Here is a 23,269-nt window from a genome sequence, read left to right as displayed (position 1 = left end):
CGGCATTTGGCAAGCCGAACCGCGCCGATGGCCGAGCCGTTTCGCGCACCACGTTGGAACGCATCGCGGCGGTGGTTCGCTGATGCGCTTACGCGTCGTTACTCTCAATGTCTGCAACACGGAAGGCGAACCGGCGCGCCTGGCGGCCATCAACCGGGAGCTGAGGCGGCTCGACCCCGATCTGTCGCTCTCCAGGACGTCGTCCAGACAGCCGATGTGAAATCCCTCGATACGCTGCCGATGGTCTTGATTTGCATGCCACGCATCAGGCCTCGTCGTCGACCTCGAAGTTGGCAGCGACGGCTGAGGATGGCAGGTCGAGAAGCCTGCCAAAAGGGGGAGGGGGATGGCCGGTACCGCAGGGGGCGGGGGGTTGGGATGGGGTTGCCTGAAGCACCGGCCAAAGCGGGACAAGTCCCACGCCCACAAGCTAGCAGAGCTTGGATCGGTTCATATGGTGTGATCGCGGAACTGGCGCAAAAGCGCTTTCACATCCCCGCGCAGCCGTCGGCAACGAGCCCGCAACCGGGGGTTTCCGGTCGGTTGGTGGATTGCGCAAGCGTCGGTTGAAGGCGCTGCGTGAGGCTGTCGTTTTTAGTGCGGTTCGAGTGCTATGCGCTCAGCGACAGGTGCTCAAGGCAGGGCAATCGCGTGGCGCCACCACATGCGATTGTCCTGCTTACGCCACCGGCAGCGTTCGCCCCGCAATCAGATCCGCAGCCTTCTCCGCAATCATGACCACGGCGGCGTTGGTGTTCGACGACACGATGCTTGGCATGACCGAGCTGTCGCAGACACGCAGGCCTTGCAGACCGCGCACGCGCAGCTCGGGATCGACGACGCTGTCGGCATCGCCGCCCATCCGGCAGGTGCCGACTGGGTGATAGGCGCTGCGGCCATGTTCTCGGGCGAAGGCTTCGAGTGCTGAGCGCCCCTGCATCGCCTTGCCGGGCAGATGCTCGCGGCTGATGTATCTGGCGAAGGCTGGCTGCGACAGGATTTCGCGGCTGATCTCGATGCCGTCGATGGCGCGTTCGAGATCATAGCGCTCGGCGAACGGGTTGGGGTCGATGATGGGCGCATCGCGCAGGTCCGCGGACTTGAGCGTGACGCTGCCGCGCGAACGCGGGCGCACATGGTAGGAGTTCAGCGTGCAGCCATTGCCGCCGGGAACCGAGCCGATGCCTTCCTCAACGCCGGCGCCGGGCAGGAAATGGAACTGGATGTCCGGCGTCTTCTCCGCGCGGTCGCCCCACCAGAAGCCGCCGGCCTCGACGATGTTGGAGGCCACCGGCCCCTTGCCGAACAGCGCATATTCAAGACCGGCGACCGCTTGCCAGCGCTTCTTCTTGTAACGGTCGATGCCGTGCGGTCCGTTGAGCTCGGCGACGACATCGACGTCCATGTGATCGTGCAGATTCTGGCCGACGTTTTTGGAATCGTGGACCACCTCGATGCCGTGATGGCCGAGATGCACGGCCGGGCCGATGCCGGACAGCATCAGCAATTTCGGCGAGCCGATGGCGCCGGCGGCGACGATGACTTCGCGCTCGGCGCGGAGCAGTTCGGTGCGGCCATTGACGATGATCTCGACACCGATGGCGCGGCCGTTCTCGACCACGATGCGGCTGACGGAGGCGTCGGTGCGTAGCGTCAGATTCTTGCGGCCGAGCGCCGGCTTCAGATAGGCGACCGCCGTGCTCGAGCGTTTCCCCCGACGCGTCGTCGTCTGGTAGAAGCCGGCGCCCGCCTGCTCACCGGCGTTGAAGTCGGCGCGGAAAGGAAGGCCCGCCTGCTGCGCCGCCTTGACGAAGATGCGGGTCAGCGGATGCGGCGCGCCGCTGGAGACGCCGAGCGGGCCGTCAATGCCATGCTGCGCATCGGCAAAAGTGTCGTTGCCCTCGGAGCGGACGAAGTAGGGCAGCACGTCGGCATAGCTCCAGCCGGCACAGCCGGCGTCAGCCGCCCAGCCGTCATAATCCTGCGGGCAACCGCGGGTGAACACCTGGGCGTTGATCGAGGAGCCCCCGCCCAGCACGCGGGCCTGCGGATAGACCATGGTGCGGCCGTCGATTTCCTTGCCGGGCGCGGTGTCATAGCCCCAGATCAGCGGCCCCGACGTCATCTTGAAGAAGCCGACCGGCAGATGGATGTAGCGATCGGTGTCGGGCGGACCGGCCTCGAGCAGCACGACGGACACGTCCGGGTCCTCGCTCAGCCGGGCGGCCAGAATGCAGCCAGCCGAACCGCCGCCGACAATGATGTAATCCGTCATTTCCACTCCCGGGTTCTCTTTGTTGGAGCATGATCTCCCGGACAAAACGGTTTCCCGATTTGTCCGAGAAAACCGGTTCCCACTTCTAGGGATCATGCTCCGGCGGGCGATGAAAATCACCGCCCTCCTCTTGCGCGCGACGATCTCAAGTCGCTTGTGCCGCGTCAAGAGAAAGGGTATGGTTATCGTGTTGAAGGGTTGTCGTACAAGTGGAGGAGCTTGACGATCCTCACCAGGAGGTCCCGGCCGCGCTCCCTGCGCAAGATGCCGGGCGGAACAGAATTCAATCGGGAGGTTTCGAGGTATGAACGACACGAAGAATTTTGCGGTCAACCGGCGCACGCTGATGATGGGCGCCACCGCCGGCGTGGCGGCACTCGCCATGCCGAGCGTGCTGCGCGCGCAGGACAAGCCGACTCTGGTGACGTCGATCCGCTCGCTGTCCAACCCCTATCACGCGGTGTGGAAGACCGGCGCCGAAGCGTATGCCAAATGGGCCGGGCTGGAACACGTCACGCTGGTTTCGGAAGGCAACAGCGAGAAGGGCATTGCCGACATCAAGGCGATGCTGGCCAAGACCGGCGGCAACATGGTGCTGAATTCCGATCCCAACGACACGCCCGATGCGCGCCCGATCGTCGAGGCCTGCGCCAAGGCCGGCGCCTATGTGGTGACGCAGTGGAACAAGCCTGGGGATCTGCACCCGAAGGATTTCAACCCGAACTATGTCTCGCATATCGAGTTCGACGGCATCGACAGCGGCAAGACCATCGCCGAGATCCTGTTCAAGACCATTGGCGGCAAGGGCGGCATCGTCGCACTCGGCGGCCTGATCTCGACCACGGCGGCGATCGAACGCAAGAAGGGCCTCGATGCGGCGCTCGCCGCCAACCCGGACATCAAGCTGCTCGACTTTCAGGTCGCCAACTGGAAGTCGACCGAAGCCTTCGACCTGATGGGCAATCTGCTCACCCGCTTCGGCGACGACATCAAGGGCATCTGGGCGGCCAATGACGATATGGGCTCCGGCGCACTGGAAGCGCTGCGTGCCGAAAATCTCGCCGGCAAGGTGCCGATCGTCGGCGTCGACGGCATCAAGACGGCGGTCGATGCGGTGCGCACCGGCGAGTTCGCCTGCACGGTCACTTCGGATCCGTTCTGGCAGGGCGGCATGGGTCTAGCCATCGGCTACAACGCCAAGATCGGCAAGTTCGACCCGACCAAGGAGCCGCCGGAGCACCGTGAGTTCTACGGCAAGGCGGTGCTGATCTCGCACGACAATGTCGAGGAGTATTACAAGACCAATGTCGATGCGAAGCCCGAGATCGACTGGAACGATCTGTGGGCCCGGGTCACCGGAGCAATCCGTACCTGATCCATCGGAGTGGGCTGCACCTCCCTGGCGGCCCGCTTCCTCCCGCAGCCGTCGCGATCCCCTTGTCGCGACGGCTGTCACCAGCAGACGGGAAGCGGTTTCTTGACAATCCATACAGAACCCCTGAAGTCCGTTTCGGACATCGAGCGGACGACGCCCATGACACCGTTCCCCGGCCGGATCGCGACATTCCTGGGCGGCAGGCGCTGGCGCAGCCTGGCGCCGCTGGCGGTGCTGATTGTACTCTGCGTACTCATCGCCATTGCCAACCCCAATTTCATCGAGCTGCGCAATCTGGTGCGGCTTGCGAATTCCGCCGCCGTGCCGCTGACGCTGGCGATGGGGCTGACCTTCATCATCCTGATGGGCAGCATCGACCTCGCAGTCGAAGGCACGCTTTCGGTGGCGGCGATGGTGCTTGTGCTGCTCGCCGCCAATGACGGCAACGGCAACGACTATGGCTGGTGGGCGGTGCTCGCTGCCATCGCCGCCGGCACCGCCATGGGCTTCGTCAGCGGTCTCGTCCAGGCCATGCTGCGCATCCCGTCCTTCATGGGCACGCTCGGCATGTGGTTCATCGGCCTCGGCCTGTCGGTCTATATGCTGGGCGGCACGGCGATCAAGCTGAACGACGCCTCGATCCGCGACCTGGCCTTGCACCGTTTCCTCGGCCTGCCGGTGGCGGTCTGGGTTGCGTTCGGCGCGTTCCTGCTCGCCACCGTCATCCAGTATCACACCAAGCTCGGCCGCCACATATTGGCGATCGGCGGCGACGAGGATGTCGCCAAGCTCTCGGGCGTCAATGTCGTGCGCGTGCGCATCACCGCTTTTGCGCTGGCCGGTTTCTTCTTCGGCATTGCCGGTGTGCTTGCCGCCGCACAGCTCGGCCAGTCGCACGCCGTCATCGGCGACGGCAGGCTGTTTGCAGCGGTCACCGCAGTGGTCGTCGGCGGCACCGCTTTGACCGGCGGCGAGGGCGGCGTCGTCAACACGCTGATCGGTGTGCTGATCGTCACCGTGCTTGCCAATGGCATGATCCTGCTCGGCATCTCGCCCTACATCCAGCAGACGGTGCAGGGTCTGATGATCATCGCCGCGGTGGCGCTGTCGCTCGACCGTGTCCGCCTGAAAATCGTCAAGTGAACGCCATGCTGCAGGCGTCCAACATCATCAAGAATTTCCCCGGCGTCCAGGCGCTGCGCGACGTCTCCATCGAGGTGCGGCCCAATGAAGTTGTCGGGCTGATCGGCGAGAACGGCGCCGGCAAGTCGACGCTGATGCGGGTGCTGGCCGGCGGCTACCGGCCGGATGGCGGCTCGCTCACGCTGGATGGCGAACAGCTGCGCATGCGCAACGCCCGTGATGCGGCCAGGCATGGCATCGGCATGGTGTTCCAGGAGCAGTCGCTGGTGCTGAACCTGACGGTTGCCGAAAACATCTATCTCGGCGAAGAGGACCGCTTCACCCGCTTCGGCCTCGTCAATTGGCGCGCCATGAACGCGGCGGCGCGGCGGCAACTGGCCAAGATCGGCATCGACATCGACGTCACCGCGCGCACCTCCGAACTCACCTTCGCCGCACGCCAGATGGTCGAGCTCGCCAAGGCGCTGACCTTGGAGGAAGTGGTCGAGCGGCAGTTGCTCATCCTGCTCGACGAGCCGACCTCGGTGCTCAACGCCGCTGATATCGAGGTGCTGTTCGCGCGGGTGCGCTCGCTTAAATCCCGCGCCAGTTTTGTGTTCGTCTCGCACCGCCTCGACGAGGTGCTCAACATCTCCGACCGTGTCTACACGATGAAGGACGGCGCGGTCGTCGCCGAGCACCGCGCAGCTGAAGTCACCGCGCCGGAGCTGCACGAGATCATGGTCGGGCGCGGCCTGCAGGCCGAATATTACCGCGAGGCCCGCCAGCTCGCGCCGCGCGATATCGTGATGGTCGAGGCCAAGGGGCTTGGCGCCAACGGTTACTATCACGGCGTCGATCTCTCGATCCGGGCCGGCGAGATTGTCGGCATTGCCGGCGTCGTCGGCTCCGGCCGCGAGGAGGTGACGCGCACCGTTGGCGGCTTCGTCCAGCATGATGCCGGCGAGATGAAAATCGCCGGCGATGCCGTGCGCTTCTCCTCGCCGGAGCCGGCTGTGCGCAAGGGCATCGGCTATGTCCCGCGCGAGCGCCGGCTCGAAGGGCTGGTGATGTTCCTGTCGATCGCGGAGAACATTTCGCTGGCCGATCTCTCCAGCGTCATGCGCCATGGCGCCATCGACTATGGCAAGGAGCGCCGGCTTGCCGCCGACTGGATCAAGCGGCTGCGCATCAAGGCGCCCGGTCCCGATGCCGCCTGCCGCAAGCTCAGCGGCGGCAACCAGCAGAAGGTGGTGCTGGCGCGCTGGATGACGGCGGGCTCGCGCATCCTGGTGCTCGACCATCCCACACGCGGCCTCGATGTCGGCGCCAAGGAGGAGGTCTACGAATTGGTGCGCGACCTCTCCGCGCAAGGCGTGGCGATCCTTTTGATTTCCGACACGCTGGAGGAAACGATCGGCCTGTCGCACCAGGTGCTGGTGATGCGCGATGGTGCAATCACCGCGCGCTTCGATGCCAGTCCGGGCAACAAGCCGAACCAGGTCGATCTTCTCAGGGCAATGGTGTGAGCCGATGAATGAAGCGTTCTCCATCAGGCGGGTTTTCGGAGGCAAGTGGACGCAAGGCGCTATTCCGCTGGTGCTGCTTGTCGGCCTGCTTTTGATCATCGAGATCGCCGCGCCCGGCTTCCTGACCGGCGAGACCGTGGCGCTTTTGTTTGCCAACACCGCCGTGCTGTTCATCCTGGCGACCGGCGTCACCTTCGCCATCCTACTTGGCGGCATCGATTTGTCGATCCAGGCGGTGGCATCGCTGGCCAGCGTCATCCTGGCGCAATTGCTGCCTTCGCTCGGCCTTGCCGCCTTTCCGGTGGCGATCCTGTCGGGGCTCGCCTTCGGCGTGTTGAGCGGCGTCGTTCACGTCAAGCTGCGCGTGCCGTCCTTCGTCGCGACGCTCGCCACCGGCGGCGTGGTCACCGGCCTGGCGCTGTGGGTCTCCAATGGCCGCGCCATCACCATCGAGGAGGCTGGTCGCGAAAACACCGCCTGGATCAACGCCACTGTCGCCGGCATTCCCGTGGTGGTGCTGATTTCGACGGTGATCGGCATCGCCGCCTTTCTGGCGCTGCGCTACACGCGCTTCGGCCGCCAGGCGATTGCGGTCGGCGCCGGCGAACCGGCGGCGTGGGCGGCGGGCATCAATGTCGACCGCACCAAGATCATCGCCTTTGCCGCGTCGGGTATGCTCGCGGCCATCGCCGGCATCGTGCTGGCAGCCAGGCTGTCGAGCGGTTCGCCGGTGCTGGCCAACCAGCTGCTGCTGCCGGCCATCGCCGCCGTCATCGTCGGCGGCACGGCGATCACCGGCGGGCTCGGCGGCGTTGCCCGCACGGCGGTCGGCGCGCTGATCATCTCGATCGTGCGCATCGGCATGACCTTTGTCGGCGTCAACATTTTCCTGGAAAACATGGTGTTCGGCGCGGTGCTGATCGCTGCCGTCGCCATTACCATCGACCGCAGCAAGATCGCGGTCATCAAGTGATCCCGCCTCCCAGGCAAGCGCGGACAGGACGGGACCGCATCGGCGCGAGGCCGATGCGGTCCGGCCCCATCGGATCACATTGTGTCGAGGCCGATCAGCTCGATCTTGTAGCCGTCGGGGTCTTCGACGAAAGCGATGTGGGTGGTGCCGTGCTGCATCGGGCCGGGCTTGCGCGGGATCTTGGCGCCGCGCTTTTCCAGTTCGGCGCAGACGGCGTAGATGTCGTTGACGCCGAGCGCCAGATGGCCGAAGCCGGTGCCGATCTCGTAGGGTTCGTCGCGGCCCCAGTTCAGCGTCAGCTCGACGACGGCTTCCTTGTCCTCGGGGCCATAGCCGACAAAGGCGTTGGTGAACTTGCCGCCGGGGTAGTCGTCGCGACGCAGCAGGGTCATGCCGAGCACCTCGGTGTAGAAGGCGATCGACTTGTCGAGGTCGAGCACCCTGATCATGGTGTGCATATAGCGAAAGCCCGGGGCGTCGCTCATTGGGGAAGTCCTCCGAATTCTGTGATTTGCGAGTCTGATCATCCACATCGAACGCTTGGCGGCAAGATGGCCTCGCTTGATGTTCTCAATCAGGGTTGTATGATAACACGACAACGCCGGTATTTGTCCAGTCGTTTTGCCGAGGGGCCCAGAGCCAATCCATGAATGCCGTGCCGCCAACCTCCGCATCGCAGATCGCAGCCCTGGCCGGCCTGCTGCCGAATGGCGGGCTGCTGACCGACGAAGAGGATCTGGCGCGCTACAGCCGCGATTGGTCGGGCGATCATTTCGGCCGGCCGCTGGCCGTGGCGCGGCCCTCTTCGGTGGAGGAAATGTCGGCGCTGATGCGGTTCTGCCATGCCGAGCGCATTCCGGTCGTGCCGCAAGGCGGGTTGACCGGGCTCGTCGGCGCCGCAGTGGCGGCGGATGGCGGCGAGATCGTCATCTCGCTGGAGCGCATGAACAAGATTCGCTCGATCAGCCCGACCGACTTCGCCATGGTGGTCGAGGCCGGCTGCATTCTCGAGGACGCCAAGCGCGCCGCCGAAGCGAGCGACTGCCTGCTGCCGATCACTTTCGGCGCGCAGGGCAGCTGCCGCATCGGCGGCAATGTCGCCACCAATGCCGGCGGCTTCAACGTGCTGCGCTACGGCATGACGCGCGACCTGGTGCTTGGCCTCGAAGTGGTGCTGGCCGACGGCCGCATCTGGAACGGGCTGAAAGTGCTGCGCAAGGACAATCGCGGCTATGATCTGAAGCAGATCTTCATCGGCTCGGAGGGCACGCTCGGCATCGTCACCGCGGCGGCGCTGAAACTATTCCCCAAGCCGACGCAGATCGAAACCGCGCTGGTTGGCCTGCGCTCCGTCGAGGACGCGATGGCACTCTATGCAAGGGCGCGGCGCGATTGCAGCGATTTGCTCACCGCCTTCGAACTGATCCTGCGCGGCGGCATCGAGATCACCATGCGCGAAGGCCAGGATTTTCCCGATCCGCTCAGCCAGCCCTATCCCGTCTATGTGCTGATCGAGGTGTCGTCGGGCGGGCTGATCGACCTCTCCGATATGCTGCTGGGGTTTCTCGGCAGCGTCGAGGACATCGTCGAGGACGGCGTCATCGCTTCGACCAGGGCTCAAGGTGAGCGGTTGTGGCTCTACCGCGAGATCATGGTCGAGCGGCAAGGCAGGGGCGGGCGCTACCTGCGCACCGATGTGTCGGTGCCGATCTCCAGGCTTGCCGATTTCGTCACCGATGCGCTGGCCGCCTTGGAGAAAGCCCGGCCCGACGCCCTGGCTGTCACCTACGGCCATGTCGGCGACGGCAACATCCACCTCAACGTCGTGCCGCCGGAAGGCATGGGCACCGAGGCGATGGAACATCTGTTCGAGCAGGCGGAAGCCGAGATCTTCACCGTCGTCGATCGCTATGGCGGCTCGATCAGCGCCGAGCACGGCATCGGCCGGGTCAAGCAGAAGGCGTTCCTCGAACGCATCGATCCGGTGACGCTCGACCTCGCCGCCGGCATCAAGGACGCATTCGACCCGCGCCACATTCTCAGCAACGGCCGCATTCTGGCGTCCGCACCCGCCGTCGACTATAGGTGAGCGATGACGCTGAAACTCGACAAGGTCAATCGCGGCCCACACCTCTCCACTCTGGTGGCCAGTTCCATCTCGCGCGAGATCGCGCAAGGCCGGCTGAAGCCGGGTGACCAACTGCCGACCGAACAGGCGCTGGCGACCACATTCGGCGTCAGCCGCAACGTCGTGCGCGAGGCGATCGCGCGGCTGCGCTCGGAAGGCCGCATCTGGTCGCAGCAGGGGCGCGGCGCCTTCGTGGTCGAGACCACCAACCCGACGGTGCTGACCATCGACCATGAGACGCTGCAGCGCGCCGATTCCTTCCGCAACCTGTTCGAACTGCGCGGCATCCTCGAAGTGCAGGCCGCAGCCCTTGCCGCGAAGCGGCGCAGCGACGCCGATCTCAAAGCCATGGGCGATGCGCTATCCGGCATGCGCGCCGCACCCTATGGCAGCGTCGCCTGGCTGCGCAGCGACCTCGAATTCCACCGCACCGTCGCCGAGGCGACGCGCAATTCCTACATGGGCCAGTTCCTGGTCTTCGTTTCCGAGCGCGTCCGCGAAAGCATTCTCGCCGCCGGCAACCAGCAGAAGTCGGACGACATGGCCCGCATTACGCTGGGCGAACACGAGCGCATCCTGAGAGCGATCCGTGCCGGCGACGCCGAAGGGGCGCAAGCCGCGATGCGCGACCATCTGGCGGGCGCGGCGCTGCGGGTGGGGTTGCATGAGGGGGAAGCTGCGGAGATAGCGCCGGGGCCCGAGGCAGCGTCTCCGGTACGGCATTCGCGGTTGCGGAAGGCTGTGCGCGGGCAGGCTTAGGGATAGCCTTGCCTTGTCCGCGCGCTGGGCCAATCGCCTATGGCTGCGCTGACCCCCACTCCGTCTCGGCTTCGCCGAGCCACCTTGCCGGGGCGAGCCACGGGTCTCGCCCGTCCTTCGGACCCCCCATTTCATGGGGATGAGGAAATGCCATCTCCGAGATCGCAGCCCTTCAAAAGCTTGGGTTTCCTCTCCCCACGAATGTGGGGGTAGAGGTGGCTCGGCGAAGCCGAGACGGAGTGGGGGAGCGCCATATCAGATTTCACACGGTCGTCGGCTCACCAGCTCAGGGCCGGAGATAGGTCGCCACCCCACCGCGCTATTTCAACGGCAGAAACAGCTCAAGCACCACTTCGCGCACCGGTCCGTTCGACGAAAAGTGTCGCTGGCAATACACCGGAAAGTCGCGCGCCTCCTCGCCGCTGGCCGGAAGCCATTCGCGATAGAGGTAAAGTGCTGCCGGCTCGAGATTGTTGGTGTTGCCGGGGTAGCGCAGCACCGCGCAGCGTCCGCCGGGGATGACGCCGGCCTTCATCTGCGCGTCCTCGATCGGCCCACCCTCTACCGGCAGCTCGGTTCCGGCACAGATGTCCATGCTGTAATCGGCCGGGTTCGCCGGCTCCCTTTCGGAACGGAAGATGTTGAAGGTCGAACTGGTCTCGGGCGACAGGCCGGCGGCCTTGCGCCAGGCGATGAAGCGCTGGATGGTGTCCTGGAGCGTCGCCCGGTCGCCGCGATGCTCCATGATCGCCACCGGCGTCGGCGGCACATCGCGGATCATCACGTCGTCGGGTTCGAAGATTATCTGCATGAGCGTGGTCCTTGCTTTGTCGAGCGGCCCGAAGGCCATGAGCCACGCCCCCCAGTCGGGAGACTTCCGGAACGACGAAGGCGATTGTCCGAACCGTTGCCGAAAGGCGCGGGCGAAGGCATCCGGTGCGTCGTAGCCGGCATCCATCGCTATGTCGGTGACGCTTTGGGCGTCGCTCTCGGCAAGCCGGTACGAAGCGCGCTTCAGGCGGGCGAGCTGGACATAGCGATGCACGGACAAGCCGAAGGTTGACGTGAACTGCCGGTGGAAATGGTATTTCGAGAACGCCGCGACGCCGCTCAACGCTTCCAGGCCCAGATCTCCGTCCAGATGCTGGTCTATGTGGTCCAGCACCCGCTGCATCCGGGCTTGGTAGTTTTCAAGTGGCGTCATCAACGTCTCGTCCTGCGTGGCGACACCAGATAGGCGGTTCCGGACATGTCGCGCTCGACCGATCTTGCGGTTTGATAGGATGGGTTGGTGCTCGCCAGCCTACAGGCGCGCCTGATCTGCTCGAGAGTGAAGCGGCAGCGCCTGTGCCGGAGGTCGCACCTCCGGTGCGGCATTCAAGGCAAGGAAGGCTATCCGCAAGCAAACCGAGGGATAGGAGTTATGCCATTGGTGTCGGCCTGTCGCCGCGAAATAATAGGCCAGGTCGGCACCGAAAATTCAGATTACTCCAGAGATGGCGGGCTTTGGTGTTTCTTCGCTTCTATCCTCTGGATTGCTAAAGCCCGAATTAGAGGAACGAGGGCGGGTTCTGGCTGATCTGGCAGAGGCGATCCTGCGTGGCGAAAAAACGCTCGATCCTTGAACCATCCCACCGCCATATGCAGATCTATAAATTTCTTGGATCGCTCGCGAATATCTAAAACAGTAAGAACTTTATCAGTTCTGGTTGCGAATTTGGTCCAGTTAAAAAACGGCGTTATGCCGATACAGGTGTCACCGGTATCATCGAACTTCGCCGAGAAATGCGCCAGCTCGTGTCGTTTTCTGTAAGACTTAGAGAGTTTCGCAGAGAGCTGCGCCCACATGGTAGCTTCAATCTCATCGATGTCCTCTAAGGACATCAGCCGGTCGCAGATTGCCAGTCGTGTATCGAAACTGATGATCGCGTCAAAAACGGCATATGCTTTTTGTTGGGTTCTCATATCAGCCGCCGCCATGAACAGATTGGCTATCTGTAGTTCTACCAACGACCAATTTGAAAGTGCGACGCCTATGCTGCGCAAGGGGTCAGGATTTGAGGTCATGAGAGACACCAGTCAAAAAGAGGATAGAACCAAATTCAACGAGGGCGGGCATCGACGAGCATCTACGTTTTAATGCGTTTCTTTCGCGCAGCCTTGGTCTTATGGAAGCGCGGGCGGTCAGCAGACGGAAGCGCAGGAATAAGATTTTTGGCCATGAGAAAACGGAACAGTTCTATTCCCGCTTCGTAAATGAAGTCCGCGTCTTCCCTGAGCTTGGGTAGCGGCATTGGGATCATGTCAGCGCGAACGCTACCTCTTGCGCTCGTTTTGACGACAAAGACTTCACGCGTGCGCTCATCGGTGCACCAAAGGTTATGCGCGATATTGTTTCGCTTTTCGGCCGCCTTACCTACCAGTTCGATCAGCTCGTCGAGCTTGTCTAAGTCATCTAGATCGTCGAGCTTGATTTCTGCGACGGATTTTAAAACGTTCTCCCGGAGAGGCGCTGTCATATGGCTTGTAACAGCCCAGCCAAGCTCAGCGTCAACGCCAAGGCATCCGGCTATCGCCATTTGCAAATGGTCTTCGGTCTGCGCGTAGGCCGCACAGGCGAGGCCGATTGTTTGTAGGTGACGAAGCGGGATACTTCTCGGATCGAAATTTAAATTGCGAAATTTATCTTCCATGCCTGATACCCCCAAAAACAAAGACCAGGAAAAGCGCGACGAGGTGTTGCGCCGCTTGCCGAAGATGCCGCAGAAGCCAAAACCCTTGACCGCTGCGAAGAAAAGGAAGCTTGCCAAAAAGGCTTCTGGCTAAAGGACAACAACAATAGCCACAATGGCGCAAACCGCAGCGATTATTGCTGCAACAGCTGCCGCCCATGCGGCGTTTTTTGCGCTTCGGGCAATGCGTATCTGTTCCAAATTGGAGAGCGACGCACGATTGCGGTCCAAATCTTGAAGCCAGTCTTCTGCAAGGGCTCGCTTGTGTCCAACTTCGCCATATCGCTTGGTGACGACACGTGTCCGCACTTCACTCTCGCCAAGTTTATCCAGCTCGGCCCAAAACGATTCCTTAGTGAAAGTTTCTTGCGCCATTAGTAGTCCTCCCAGCCGAGACCCTACTTCTTTTTTCGCTTGTTTAGGAGTCGCTTCACCTTCTGCTTGGGCGAGACTGGCTTCACCAATCCGCCGATATGTAAGGCGCTTGTCGTGAGCCATGCGAAGCAGTCTTCGGCGCGCTCCGAACGGAGCCGCCGCGCTCGACCAGCGTACGCTACAGTTGACTTACGCTCGAATACGCGTTTGCCGCGCCTTATCGATCCGCCCCCTCACCCAGCTGACGGCTCCACCAGCGACACCCCGTTCAACCCCGCAACAATATCCGACAGCGCCGGCACGAATTTCTCGCCGTGGCCGGTGGTGACCGCCGTGGCAAAGCCATTGCGCACCGCAGCGCCGATCGGGTTGGCGATGCCGGCTGCTTGCGCGAAGGAGGCGAGGTAGGTCATGTCCTTGAGCGCGTTGCCGATGGCGAAGCGCTGGGCGTTTTCGTTGCGGTTCAAGACGAAATCGAAGAAGGCCTGGTAGAAGCCGCAATCCATTCGGCTGCCGGAGATGACGCTGTTGAAGACCTGCGGCGTCAGGCCGGCCTTGGCGCCGAGGCTAAGCGCTTCCGAATAGATCGCGGAATAGCCCATCGAGATGAAATTGTTGAGCAGCTTCATGGTGTGGCCGCTGCCGGTTGGGCCGGTGTGGACGATTCGAGCAGTGAAGGCTTCCAGCACCGGCCGTGCGCGGGCGACGATCTCGGCCGCACCGCCGACCATGACGTCGAGCTTGCCTTCCGTGGCTTCTTTGGGCGTGCGCGCCAGCGGCGCGTCGATCAGCGTTATGTCTTGCTGGGCGAGATCGGCGGCAAGCGCCGTCGTCGATGACGGGTTGGAGGTCGAGCAGTCGATGATCAGCAACGGCTTAGCTGCCGCAGCAAGGCCATCTTGGCCTTTGACCAGCGCTTCGACCTCGTGCGAGCCGGTGACGCACAGGATGACGATGTCGCTCGCGGTGGCGAGCGCGCGCGGGCTTGGCGCTTCGGTGGCGCCGGACGCGATCAGCCGGTCGGCGGCCGTGCGGCTGCGGTGGACATGCACCGTCAGCGGCCAGCCCTTGCGCAGCAGATTGTCGGCCATGCCGGCGCCCATGCTGCCCAGGCCGATGAAGCCGATGCGTTCTTTCATGCAATCCTCCCATGGCTCGTGCCAGCGGGCCGAACTTTCGTCACCTTGCGGCGGGCACCCGTCGATGCAATTCTTTGAATAAGATTCGGCCTTCGAACAAGAATCGAACCGGAGTGCCACCGATGGCGGAGCCCATGACTTTCGACGCCATACCGCAGGCGCCCAACCTGCGGACGGGTCTGGTCAACACGCTGATTGCGCAGATCGAATCCGGTGACCTTGCGCCGGGGCAGCGGCTGCCGACCGAGCAGGAGATTGTTGCTGCCACAGGCGTCAGCCGCACCGTGGTGCGCGAGGCGCTGGCGGCGCTGCGTGCGCGCGGGCTGATTACCACGCGCCAGGGGCTCGGCGCCTTCGTCGCCAAGGATCCGCCGCCGAAGATTTTTTCCGTGCTGCCCGACGATCTCGAATCGATCGACGAGGTGCTGCGCGTGCTCGAACTGCGCATGGGCATCGAGGTGGAGGCGACCGGTCTCGCCGCCGAACGGCGCAGCGAGGCGGCGCTTCAACAGATGAGCGCTCGGCTCGACGCGCTGGAGGCGGCGGTGCGTGCCGGCGGCTCCGGCTCGGAAGAGGATTTCGGCTTCCACCGCGCCATTCTCGCCGCGACGCAGAACCCGAATTTCACCCGGCTGTTCGACACGTTCGGCAGCGCCATGGTCCCGCGCCAGTGGACGCGGCTCGACCGGATGACGGAGGCCGAGCGGGAAAAATATCTCGACCGCATGCAGCGCGAGCACCGCGCCATTCTCGGGGCCATCGAAGCCAGGGACGTCAACGCCGCGCGCCGCGCCATGCGCAGCCATCTGACCAAAAGCTATGCCCGCTTCGAGGATCTGCGCGACAAGGCTGTTCACGATTAGGAGCCGACCACGGTTGACGGACTGCTCATCCGGCGACCCCGCCGAGATAAAGTTCGCGCATCGACGACATGTTCCTCCCGGCCTCAAATCGTTGCAGTCTTACCCCGTTGTCATACAACCCTGTAATCTGGTAAATCCCAGGAAGAGGGATGTCAATCGCGTTGCCATGCGGTATGAGGCTCCCGAAATCAGAACCGTCATCAAAGCCGCAAGTCAGGAAGCAAAATGCAGTCACGGAAATTTGGCCGTACCGGCAGATCAGTCAGCGAGATCGGCTTCGGCGCCTGGGCGATCGGCGCCGCCTGGGGCGAGGTCAATGACGACGATGCGGTCGCCGCCCTGCATGCCGCGCTCGATGCCGGCGTCAGCTTCCTCGACACCGCCGACGTCTATGGCGACGGCCGTTCGGAAAAGCTGATCGCACGGGTGATGAAGGAACGCGGTGGCGCGCGCCCGTTCATCGCCACCAAGGCCGGACGGCGGCTGCCGAAGCAGACGGTCGAGGGCTACAGCGTCGAGAACCTCACCGGCTGGATCGACCGCAGCCTGAAATACCTCGAGACCGACACGCTGGACCTGGTGCAACTGCATTGCCCCTCGACGGATCTCTACTATCATCCGGAGGTGTTCGAGCGTCTCGACAAGCTCACCGAGCAGGGCAAGATCCGCAATTACGGCGTCAGCGTCGAGCGCGTCGAAGAGGCGCTGAAGGCGATGCAATATCCCGGTGTCGTCAGCGTGCAGATCATCTTCAACGCCTTCCGCCAGCGCCCGGCCGAGCTGTTCTTCGACCAGGCGAAGAAGAACGATGTCGCCATCATCGCCCGCGTGCCGCTGGCCAGCGGCCTGCTGTCAGGCAAGTTCAAGGCGGACACCAAGTTCGAGAGCACCGATCATCGCCTGTTCAACAGGAATGGCGAAGCCTTCGATGTCGGCGAGACGTTTTCGGGCGTGCCCTATGAGGTCGGCCTGGCGGCCGTCGAGAAGGTGCGGCCGCTGGTGTCAGGCGACACCACGATGGCGAAATTCGCTCTGCGCTGGATCCTGATGTTCGACGCTGTGACGGTTGTCATCCCCGGCGCCCGCAATCCGGCGCAGGCGGTTTCCAATGCGGAAGCGGCGGAGCTTGCGCCGTTGTCCTCCGAGTTGATGGCCAAGGTGAAGGCGGTTTACGACGAGAACATCAAGCCCTACGTGCATCAGCGCTGGTAACCAGCGCCTGCCGGCCTCGACCGGCTGACTGACAAGAGGTCGGCCGGGCGCAAATTGCGCTCGTCGTTACAAGCTGTGCAGCGGATCCTGTGATCCACCGGGTCATTTAATCGGTCGCGCCGCTTGTTATTGTGCAGTGCAGCAACGATATTGCTGCGTGTGCGTTGTGTGCACGAGTCTGCCCATTCCGGCGCGCAAGGATAGCGATTTGCGAGACATATCCGATACGATCGCCCGGCTGAGCGCGATGCGCGGCCGGCCAGCCGGTGCAGGGCTGAGCAAGGACGACCACCTGTCCGAGATGACAGGGTTCGGGTCCAATCCCGGCGCCTTGCGCGCGCGGTTTTATCTCCCTGAAAACCTGCCGAAGGAGGCAGCGCTGGTCGTGGTGCTGCATGGCTGTACCCAGACTGCCGCCGCGTACGATCATGGCTCCGGCTGGACCGAACTTGCCGACGAGCAGGGTTTTGCCGTGCTTTTCCCCGAGCAGCAGCGCGCCAACAACGCCAATCTTTGCTTCAACTGGTTCGTGCCGGGCGATATAAGCCGCGACAGCGGCGAGGCGCTGTCCATCCGCCAGATGATCGAGGCGGCGGTGGTCACCCACGGTCTCGACCGCAAGCGGATCTTCGTCACCGGTCTTTCCGCCGGCGGCGCCATGGCGGCGGTGATGCTGGCGACCTACCCGGACGTGTTTGCCGGCGGCGCGATCATTGCCGGGCTTGCCTATGGCAGCGCCTCGACCATCCCCGAAGCCTTCGACCGCATGCGTGGCCATGGCGGCCCGTCCAGAACCGACCTGCAGCGTCTGTTGCGGGAGGCTTCGCCGCACAAGGGGCCGTGGCCGAGGATTTCGATCTGGCAGGGCTCGGCCGACACGACCGTGGTGCCTTCCAATGCCGACGCGGTGCTGGCGCAATGGCATGGCGTGCACGGCCTCGCTCAAGCCCCGACACGCAAGGAAAAGGTCGACGGTCAGAGCCGAAAAGTCTGGTCCGATGGCAAAGGCCGCGACGTGGTCGAGGCATACAGCATTGCCGGCATGGGCCATGGCACACCATTGCAGGCGAGCGGCGACAATGCTCTCGGCAAAGCAGGGCCGTTCATGCTGGATGTCGGGATTTCCTCGACGCGCCACATCGCCCGTTTCTGGGGGCTGACGAAGCCAGAGGTACGACGCACGGCGAAAGCCAAGGCCGCTTCAGGCACTGCATTGCAGCCTTTCTCGCCGAAGGAAAAACCGCGAGCTGTCCGTGTCGATCCGGCCCCGGAGCCTGTCAATCCGCCAGGCGGTCCGGCGGGCGGGATTACCAAGGTCATCGAGGACGCGCTGCGGGCAGCGGGATTGATGCGCTGAGGCGGAGGCTCGCCCCGCACGAAGGACAAGGGCAAGCACCAGCATCATTATCGCAGCAGGCCTTCGTCCTCGAACGCATCCCAGCCCTTCAGTCCGGGCGGCGGGCCCTCCGTGTCCCGGGCGTTCCTCGCAGTGCGCGCTTGGCCGGTGCCCTTTCCCGCGCGCGTCAGCGCGGCCTTGCCCGCGCCGCGCCGCCTGTTCTCGGCGGCTTCCTGGACATCCTGCTCTCTCCACACGGTTGCCAAATCGCGGTCCAGGACGTCCTCGATGTGCCGCGGGTCGAAAACGTGGAAGGTGACAGACTTTGATCGACCACGCATCTTGACCGTGCGTGTGCCGGTGCTTTGCAGCCGACCGTCCTTGAGCCATTTGTGGCGTTCGCGCGAAGAGATCGTAAGGATATCCTCGACCTCGCGTGGAAGCACAGGCAGCGCTTCCACTCCCTCCAATGTTTTGGAGATACTGGCAGAGGCGGCCTTGAACGCTTCCGCTTCGGATCTCGACATTCGCAATGCGATGCGGCCCGTCTCGGCCTTGACGTGCTTCCTGACTGCCCATGGCAGGCGGGCTCTGATTTCACGTTCGATCCCCTTGGAGCGCACGGCGGACCCGAGTGTCGCTGACGGCGACAACGGCCATTCGGCAATCAGTTGCGGGGACGGGCTCATGCTTTCCTGGGGCTGGGTTCGTTGGTTCGACGTTAACACGGCGAGAGCCGGTCAAGCCAAGGCAACAGCGAAAAGGGGCAGGTCCGATGAGAACCCGCCCCTTATGGCCGAATCTGAACGTCGCTTGCAGCGCGCCGACAGCACCTTCGGCCCCGCCGCCGTACGGCGACGGGGCTCGATGATCAGAGTGGGCTGGCGTTGCGCGTTCTGTCGCGCTCGGCCTCGATGTCGGTGTAGGGGTCGGCATCGGCATCGAAGCCGGTCCAGCCACCGGCTTCATAGGCGCGTCGGCGGTCTTGCAGATCGACCGAGTTGGACTCGCCAAGAATACGCTCGGCCTCATCGGCGAGTTCGTCACTGACCCTGGCGGTCACCATCGTGCCACCGCGGCGAACGCCCTCCGCATAGACATGCGCATCCCTTTCGGGGACGCCTGACTCGGTCAGCGCCCCGACGATGCCACCGGCAGCGCCACCGACGACCGCGCCGCCAACGGCGCCGACCGCGGTGGCGGCCAGCCATCCTGCGGCCACGACAGGACCGACGCCCGGAATGGCCATGATGCCGAGCCCTGTCAGAAGCCCGCCGGCGCCGCCAATGACGGCTCCGAGACCGGCGCCGCCGGCTGCATCCTCGGCGGCGTTGGAAGTGTCGCCGTCGTCGTACCAGTCATCCGAATTGTTGGCGACGATGCTGATGTCGGCCTGCGGCACGCCGATTGCCTCCAGTTCGCCGACGGCATCGGAGGCATCATCGTAGTTGTCGAAAAGTCCGGTTACGGTTTTCATGGTCTTGATCTCCTCGTTCTGGTTCAGAGGGTTCAGTTCGCGCCGGCAACGACGTTGCCCTGATAATCGAGCGCCACGGTCGTGGTCTTGCCATCCTTGGTGGCCTGACCGCGCCAGATGCCCTGGTCGTCTTTGGTCAGCTTGGACACGCCGGAGAAGCCGGCATCCTGAATGCGGCTCTTCGCCTGATCCTCGGTGAAGCTGTTGGCACCCGGGACCGGGGCGGCCGGATTGGTGGTGTCGGTCGTGCTCACGGCCGGGGTGGTGGAGCTGGTGGTCGACGATGCATTGTCGGTGGAAGCGATCTTCTCGACCATTTCCTGATGCATTTTGAGCGTCGGCAAGGTCTCGGAGGCGAAGGTCTTCAACTGCGCGTTGTCGCCGTCCTTGGCATAGCTCTCGAACAGCGTGACCGCCTCCGAATGCGCATCGCGCTGCATCTGGACATAGGGCTTGTCGACGGCATCGTTGGCATTCTGCAGAGCCTCCAGATCGGCCTTGTGCTTGGCGTCCAGCTCCGTCGGCACTTTCAGCTTCTGTTCGCCGGCGATGGTCGCAAGCTTGGCGTTGGCGGCGCCGTGATCGTCGATCATCTTCTTGGCGAAATCCTTGACGCCTTGATCCTGGGCCTTGCCTTCTGCGATCTTGCTGGAGTCCACTTCGAACAGGCCGCCGATGGCAGCCTTGTCGACAAAGTCCTGAGCACTGTCGGCGGCGAAGGCGGGCAGGGCGAAGACCATGGCTGTGGCGGTGGCCAGCGAAGCTAGAGGAACACGTGTTTTCATGGACAGAAATCCTCGTTGGGGCACACATCGTGCTGTGAGCCTAACCAGTGCGGCCAAGCTTTGTTCCGCCGCCCAAGCGTTATAGCCGGGAGGGTCGATGCCGCGATCATGGCCCCTCGTCAGCGGCTTTTTGCGCCTATGCCATGCCGACGCTGAGGACGGCGACCCGCTCGATGGGCGCCTTGCAAGTCGATCAAAAAGGGAAACGAGGCCCTTCGCCGCCGGCAAGTGAACACCGCCCGCGGTGACCTATCGAGGTTCAGCGATCGTTGCGTTCGAGGCGGCGCGCCACCTCTGTCTGGGCGACCTGGAGCAGCGTGTCTATTTCGAACATCGCCGCCGCATGGCCGCCGTCGCGAATGACACGGCGGGCGCGGTGTAGCAGATCGGAGACCGTCCGCAGCGTTTCAGCATGGCTCGATCGATTCGACAAATGCGTGCCCTCCATCAGCCACAACCGTTGGATCGGGAGAGTGTTCCCAAAGTTGGCGGCCGGCCGGGTGAATGACTGTGAGCGCAGGGGGCGGAACCATCCTTGTCCGTTGGCCGTTCCCCCTGCCTCAACGAGAGGAACAGCCATGGCCGACAACGACACCCCGAAGGATACCGCGAAGGAAACCCCGAAGGACACCCCGAAGGACACCCCGAAGATGTCCGCCCGAGAGGCCCAGGAGGCCCTGGAGAAGCAGGTTGCATCGCTGAAGCGCGAGATCAGCAAGATCAACCGGACGCTTGCCGACCGTGCAGAAGATGCCGTCGGCGAAGCCGGCGGCTGGTATGGCAGCGCGACCGAGCGCGCGGCACGGGCAACGCAGCAGCTGAGATCGCAGGCGCAGACGGTGTCCGAAGCCGTCCAGCAAAATCCCGGCACCATCAGCAGCGCTTTCGTGCTTGGCGGCATTGCCGGGTTGTTGATCGGCATGCTGCTCGGGCAAAGCCAGGAACGCGACCGAAGCTGGTTCTAGCGGCGTATCTTATGAATATTGCGCCCGCCGGCTTTGCTGGCGGGCTTTGCATGGACGCCAGATCACTGTGGCTTTGAGTGAAAAACTCCCCGCTCGGGTAAACGGGATTTGTGGTCGGCGCCGCCCGCGCGGCGCCCTCGACAGGTGAGTTGAGTTTCCCTGCCGCGGTCGTATGTTGTTGACCGCAGTGGAGGATCACAAATGCCCATTCGACGCAAAGCCACCGAGGCCGGCGTTTTGCAGCCATCCGAACTCGAGCTGTTGGGCCGTGTATTCGAGCAGCTTAAGCGCGACGGTCAGTCGCCCGAAGCACGCGACGCCATCGCATCCCGGATTATCGCGAACTATATGGCCGGCGTGGTCGACGAAGCCGAGCTCGTCAGTCTTTCGAGGCAACCGCTGGGCCGGTAGCGCGCTTTCCATTCCGGGTTCAGAAGAGTTTCAGGTCGTCAAATCAGAGGGATAAGGCAATGCCGGCTGACCCACCGATAGAGCGACGGTCGCATATCCGTGATCTTGTTCTGAAGGAAGCGACAATCCGCGTTGGCGACGCCAGTATCAATTGTCTGGTTTGCAACCAGCACGCCCACGGTGCGGAGCTGCGGGTGAAGGCCGATATCGCAATCCCCGACCGTTTCGTGCTTCACGTGCCGGTCGATCATACCAGCTATCGCGCCGTGGTGCGGTGGAGACGGAACGAGCGACTTGGGGTGCAGCTTGATTCGGGAAGGCAGGCGTAGATGGCGGTAGCCGGACGGATCACCCAGCTGTTCAAGTCCAGGGTTGATGGGACAAGGCAGGGCGCGTTTGCGGCACGAACGCTTCTTTCCATGCTGCTTGCGATTTGCAATCAGTTGCTATAGCGTCTCACTGCTTGCAAATTACAAGCGGTTAATCCGTGAACCGACTATGTGAAGGCGCTGCTTATGGCCAAACTTATCTTGGGAATGAACGTTTCCATCGATGGCTATGTCGATGACCTTGCCGGAAATCTGGTCATGGGCGCACCAAGCCAGAAGCACTTCGAGTACTGGATCGAGACGATTCGCAACCATGCCGGCGCTGTGTATGGCCGCCGGATGTACGAGGTCATGCGCTATTGGGACGATGATCGCGCGGAATGGGATGCTTCGCTTCGCCAGTTCGCGACACTCTGGCGCAAGCTGCCCAAATGGGTCGTTTCGCGCACACTTTCACGGGTCGGCCCGAACGCCACCCTCATCTCCGGCGATATTGAAACGCAGATTCGCGAGATCGCGGCCCGCACGGAGGGTATCCTGAGCGTTTCCGGTCCGGAACTGGCCGGTCTTATGACCGGGCTGGGCCTGATCGAGGAATATCACCTGCACGTGAGGCCGTTCGTGCTCGGCAAGGGCAAGCCTTTCTTCCACGAGGCAAGGCCTCCGCTGCAACTGGTGTCGAGCACATTGATCGATCACGATACGGTTCATATGATCTATGTGCCGCGAGGCTGAACGATAAGGCGCTTCAGCGCCAACATGCGAACCAACACGTACGTTCGCAGTGGGCCTGGTCCCGGCCTTCGCACCGAGGTCTCACATGTCAGCTTGCGTGCTGGGTACCCAAGCAGCAGAGGGTCTGCTGTCGGCCGAAAATCTGCCGGTCAGCAATGCGCCCCATGCCGGTCAAAGAGGCCTTGCCGCCGTTACTCCATAAGCAGACATTGCAGACCTACAAGGACATCGCTTTTACGCCCGAAGCGCCGCTTCGGTTGGTCCTTCAGTGACCTGGCGGCCCAAGGGCGTCGTCCTCCACCGCCCGCCCTCGTCCGCAACTCACCGTTGCCAGCGGCTCTGCTCCTGGCCTTCCCGCGATGACCGAGCGGGTAGTGAAACATCATGGTCAAGCCTGAAAAGCAAGGTCCAACCTAGCCGCCTTTCCAGGCCTGCGTCATCATCGTCCAGCAGTTCAGGATCCTGCGTGCGCCAGCCGGGTCCGTCGGGTCGGCCGGCCGCACAGTTTTTTTCATCCCGCTGGAACATTGGCGAAGGAATGCAGTTGGGGTCGCTGCAGATGCCGCCGCGTGGTGCCTGTGGGCGATTGGTGGCAACACCTGATCGGCCGCCGCTCCTTTACGAGGCGGCTTAGCGTGTGAGCCAATCCTGCAGCAAAGGCCTTGGGATTGGAACGACCAACAGGAGGCAGTCATGAAGCACCAGACACTCGATCAACTCCAGTCAGTCGCGGACATCAGTCCACTATC

Annotated in this window: 25 protein-coding genes; 14 read left to right on the top strand and 11 right to left on the bottom strand. The window is 63.2% G+C overall.

What is annotated here, in order from left to right:
• The first annotated feature begins 82 nt into the window (after positions 1-82).
• Positions 83-220 (top strand): endonuclease/exonuclease/phosphatase family protein, encoded by a 138-nt coding sequence (locus NKJ64_RS28180; protein ID WP_352463710.1) that lies wholly within the window; start codon positions 83-85, stop codon positions 218-220.
• 459 nt (positions 221-679) lie between these two features.
• On the opposite strand, the gene NKJ64_RS28175 is transcribed toward NKJ64_RS28180, so the two are convergent.
• Positions 680-2,275, bottom strand: a complete 1,596-nt coding sequence (locus tag NKJ64_RS28175) for a GMC family oxidoreductase (protein ID WP_023740876.1) — start codon at positions 2,273-2,275, stop codon at positions 680-682.
• Positions 2,276-2,579: 304 nt separating this feature from the next.
• Here NKJ64_RS28175 and NKJ64_RS28170 point away from each other — a divergent pair, with 304 nt between their 5' ends.
• The 4 genes from NKJ64_RS28170 to NKJ64_RS28155 all read left to right on the top strand — a co-directional run bounded on the left by NKJ64_RS28170 (position 2,580) and on the right by NKJ64_RS28155 (position 7,274).
• Positions 2,580-3,650: a sugar ABC transporter substrate-binding protein gene (locus tag NKJ64_RS28170; protein ID WP_352463709.1), complete on the top strand. Its 1,071-nt coding sequence runs from the start codon at positions 2,580-2,582 to the stop codon at positions 3,648-3,650.
• Positions 3,651-3,809: 159 nt separating this feature from the next.
• Entirely contained in the window at positions 3,810-4,793 is a 984-nt protein-coding gene (locus tag NKJ64_RS28165) for an ABC transporter permease (protein ID WP_023733555.1), read from the top strand.
• 5 nt (positions 4,794-4,798) lie between these two features.
• Positions 4,799-6,301: a sugar ABC transporter ATP-binding protein gene (locus NKJ64_RS28160; protein WP_023671076.1), complete on the top strand. Its 1,503-nt coding sequence runs from the start codon at positions 4,799-4,801 to the stop codon at positions 6,299-6,301.
• Between the two features lie 4 nt (positions 6,302-6,305).
• Positions 6,306-7,274: an ABC transporter permease gene (locus tag NKJ64_RS28155; protein WP_023828359.1), complete on the top strand. Its 969-nt coding sequence runs from the start codon at positions 6,306-6,308 to the stop codon at positions 7,272-7,274.
• A gap of 74 nt (positions 7,275-7,348) precedes the next feature.
• On the opposite strand, the gene gloA is transcribed toward NKJ64_RS28155, so the two are convergent.
• Entirely contained in the window at positions 7,349-7,759 is a 411-nt protein-coding gene (gene gloA, locus NKJ64_RS28150; RefSeq protein ID WP_023691899.1) for a lactoylglutathione lyase, read from the bottom strand.
• Positions 7,760-7,920: 161 nt separating this feature from the next.
• Between gloA and NKJ64_RS28145 the strand changes: the two genes are divergently transcribed.
• Both NKJ64_RS28145 and NKJ64_RS28140 read left to right on the top strand, forming a co-directional pair.
• On the top strand, positions 7,921-9,363 hold the full coding sequence (locus NKJ64_RS28145; RefSeq protein WP_023828360.1) for an FAD-binding oxidoreductase: 1,443 nt from the start codon (positions 7,921-7,923) through the stop codon (positions 9,361-9,363).
• Positions 9,364-9,366: 3 nt separating this feature from the next.
• A complete protein-coding gene (locus NKJ64_RS28140; RefSeq protein WP_023750112.1) occupies positions 9,367-10,161 on the top strand; it encodes a FadR/GntR family transcriptional regulator in 795 nt (264 codons plus the stop codon).
• Between the two features lie 319 nt (positions 10,162-10,480).
• On the opposite strand, the gene NKJ64_RS28135 is transcribed toward NKJ64_RS28140, so the two are convergent.
• The 5 genes from NKJ64_RS28135 to NKJ64_RS28115 form a co-directional block, all read right to left on the bottom strand.
• On the bottom strand, positions 10,481-11,365 hold the full coding sequence (locus tag NKJ64_RS28135) for an AraC family transcriptional regulator (RefSeq protein WP_502902894.1): 885 nt from the start codon (positions 11,363-11,365) through the stop codon (positions 10,481-10,483).
• A gap of 281 nt (positions 11,366-11,646) precedes the next feature.
• Positions 11,647-12,228, bottom strand: coding sequence for a hypothetical protein (locus NKJ64_RS28130; protein ID WP_031242731.1), 582 nt, complete (start codon positions 12,226-12,228; stop codon positions 11,647-11,649).
• A gap of 62 nt (positions 12,229-12,290) precedes the next feature.
• Positions 12,291-12,971 (bottom strand): hypothetical protein, encoded by a 681-nt coding sequence (locus NKJ64_RS28125; protein ID WP_352463707.1) that lies wholly within the window; start codon positions 12,969-12,971, stop codon positions 12,291-12,293.
• A gap of 12 nt (positions 12,972-12,983) precedes the next feature.
• Complete coding sequence (locus NKJ64_RS28120) at positions 12,984-13,391, bottom strand: hypothetical protein (RefSeq protein WP_352463706.1); 408 nt, start codon at positions 13,389-13,391, stop codon at positions 12,984-12,986.
• A gap of 110 nt (positions 13,392-13,501) precedes the next feature.
• The gene (locus tag NKJ64_RS28115) at positions 13,502-14,527 is read right to left on the bottom strand and encodes an NAD(P)-dependent oxidoreductase (RefSeq protein ID WP_352463705.1); all 1,026 of its coding nucleotides are present in this window, start codon (positions 14,525-14,527) and stop codon (positions 13,502-13,504) included.
• A gap of 2 nt (positions 14,528-14,529) precedes the next feature.
• On the opposite strand from NKJ64_RS28115, the gene NKJ64_RS28110 reads away from it, so the two are divergent.
• From NKJ64_RS28110 to NKJ64_RS28100, 3 genes are all read left to right on the top strand, one after another.
• Positions 14,530-15,270, top strand: coding sequence for a FadR/GntR family transcriptional regulator (locus tag NKJ64_RS28110; protein ID WP_352463704.1), 741 nt, complete (start codon positions 14,530-14,532; stop codon positions 15,268-15,270).
• Positions 15,271-15,495: 225 nt separating this feature from the next.
• Positions 15,496-16,482, top strand: a complete 987-nt coding sequence (locus NKJ64_RS28105; RefSeq protein ID WP_352463703.1) for an aldo/keto reductase — start codon at positions 15,496-15,498, stop codon at positions 16,480-16,482.
• 208 nt (positions 16,483-16,690) lie between these two features.
• Entirely contained in the window at positions 16,691-17,839 is a 1,149-nt protein-coding gene (locus NKJ64_RS28100; protein WP_352463702.1) for an extracellular catalytic domain type 1 short-chain-length polyhydroxyalkanoate depolymerase, read from the top strand.
• 47 nt (positions 17,840-17,886) lie between these two features.
• Here NKJ64_RS28100 and NKJ64_RS28095 read toward each other — a convergent pair whose 3' ends face one another.
• The 4 genes from NKJ64_RS28095 to NKJ64_RS28080 form a co-directional block, all read right to left on the bottom strand.
• Complete coding sequence (locus NKJ64_RS28095) at positions 17,887-18,507, bottom strand: hypothetical protein (protein ID WP_352463701.1); 621 nt, start codon at positions 18,505-18,507, stop codon at positions 17,887-17,889.
• Between the two features lie 182 nt (positions 18,508-18,689).
• Positions 18,690-19,295, bottom strand: coding sequence for a general stress protein (locus NKJ64_RS28090; protein ID WP_023825510.1), 606 nt, complete (start codon positions 19,293-19,295; stop codon positions 18,690-18,692).
• A 32-nt stretch (positions 19,296-19,327) separates the two neighbouring features.
• Positions 19,328-20,080: a DUF4142 domain-containing protein gene (locus NKJ64_RS28085; protein ID WP_352463700.1), complete on the bottom strand. Its 753-nt coding sequence runs from the start codon at positions 20,078-20,080 to the stop codon at positions 19,328-19,330.
• A 259-nt stretch (positions 20,081-20,339) separates the two neighbouring features.
• A complete protein-coding gene (locus tag NKJ64_RS28080; RefSeq protein ID WP_023671089.1) occupies positions 20,340-20,528 on the bottom strand; it encodes a hypothetical protein in 189 nt (62 codons plus the stop codon).
• Between the two features lie 130 nt (positions 20,529-20,658).
• Between NKJ64_RS28080 and NKJ64_RS28075 the strand changes: the two genes are divergently transcribed.
• The 4 genes from NKJ64_RS28075 (at position 20,659) to NKJ64_RS28060 (ending at position 22,520) form a co-directional block, all read left to right on the top strand.
• A complete protein-coding gene (locus tag NKJ64_RS28075; RefSeq protein ID WP_352463699.1) occupies positions 20,659-21,045 on the top strand; it encodes a hypothetical protein in 387 nt (128 codons plus the stop codon).
• A 201-nt stretch (positions 21,046-21,246) separates the two neighbouring features.
• The gene (locus NKJ64_RS28070; protein ID WP_023671091.1) at positions 21,247-21,456 is read left to right on the top strand and encodes a hypothetical protein; all 210 of its coding nucleotides are present in this window, start codon (positions 21,247-21,249) and stop codon (positions 21,454-21,456) included.
• A gap of 59 nt (positions 21,457-21,515) precedes the next feature.
• The gene (locus NKJ64_RS28065) at positions 21,516-21,785 is read left to right on the top strand and encodes a PilZ domain-containing protein (RefSeq protein ID WP_023726509.1); all 270 of its coding nucleotides are present in this window, start codon (positions 21,516-21,518) and stop codon (positions 21,783-21,785) included.
• A 186-nt stretch (positions 21,786-21,971) separates the two neighbouring features.
• Positions 21,972-22,520 (top strand): dihydrofolate reductase family protein, encoded by a 549-nt coding sequence (locus NKJ64_RS28060; protein WP_352463698.1) that lies wholly within the window; start codon positions 21,972-21,974, stop codon positions 22,518-22,520.
• Positions 22,521-23,269 lie beyond the last annotated feature (749 nt).

The sequence above is a fragment of the Mesorhizobium sp. M0062 genome (assembly GCF_040323125.1).
Taxonomy (GTDB): Bacteria; Pseudomonadota; Alphaproteobacteria; order Rhizobiales; family Rhizobiaceae; genus Mesorhizobium.
This window is presented reverse-complemented; position numbering and strand designations above follow the sequence as displayed.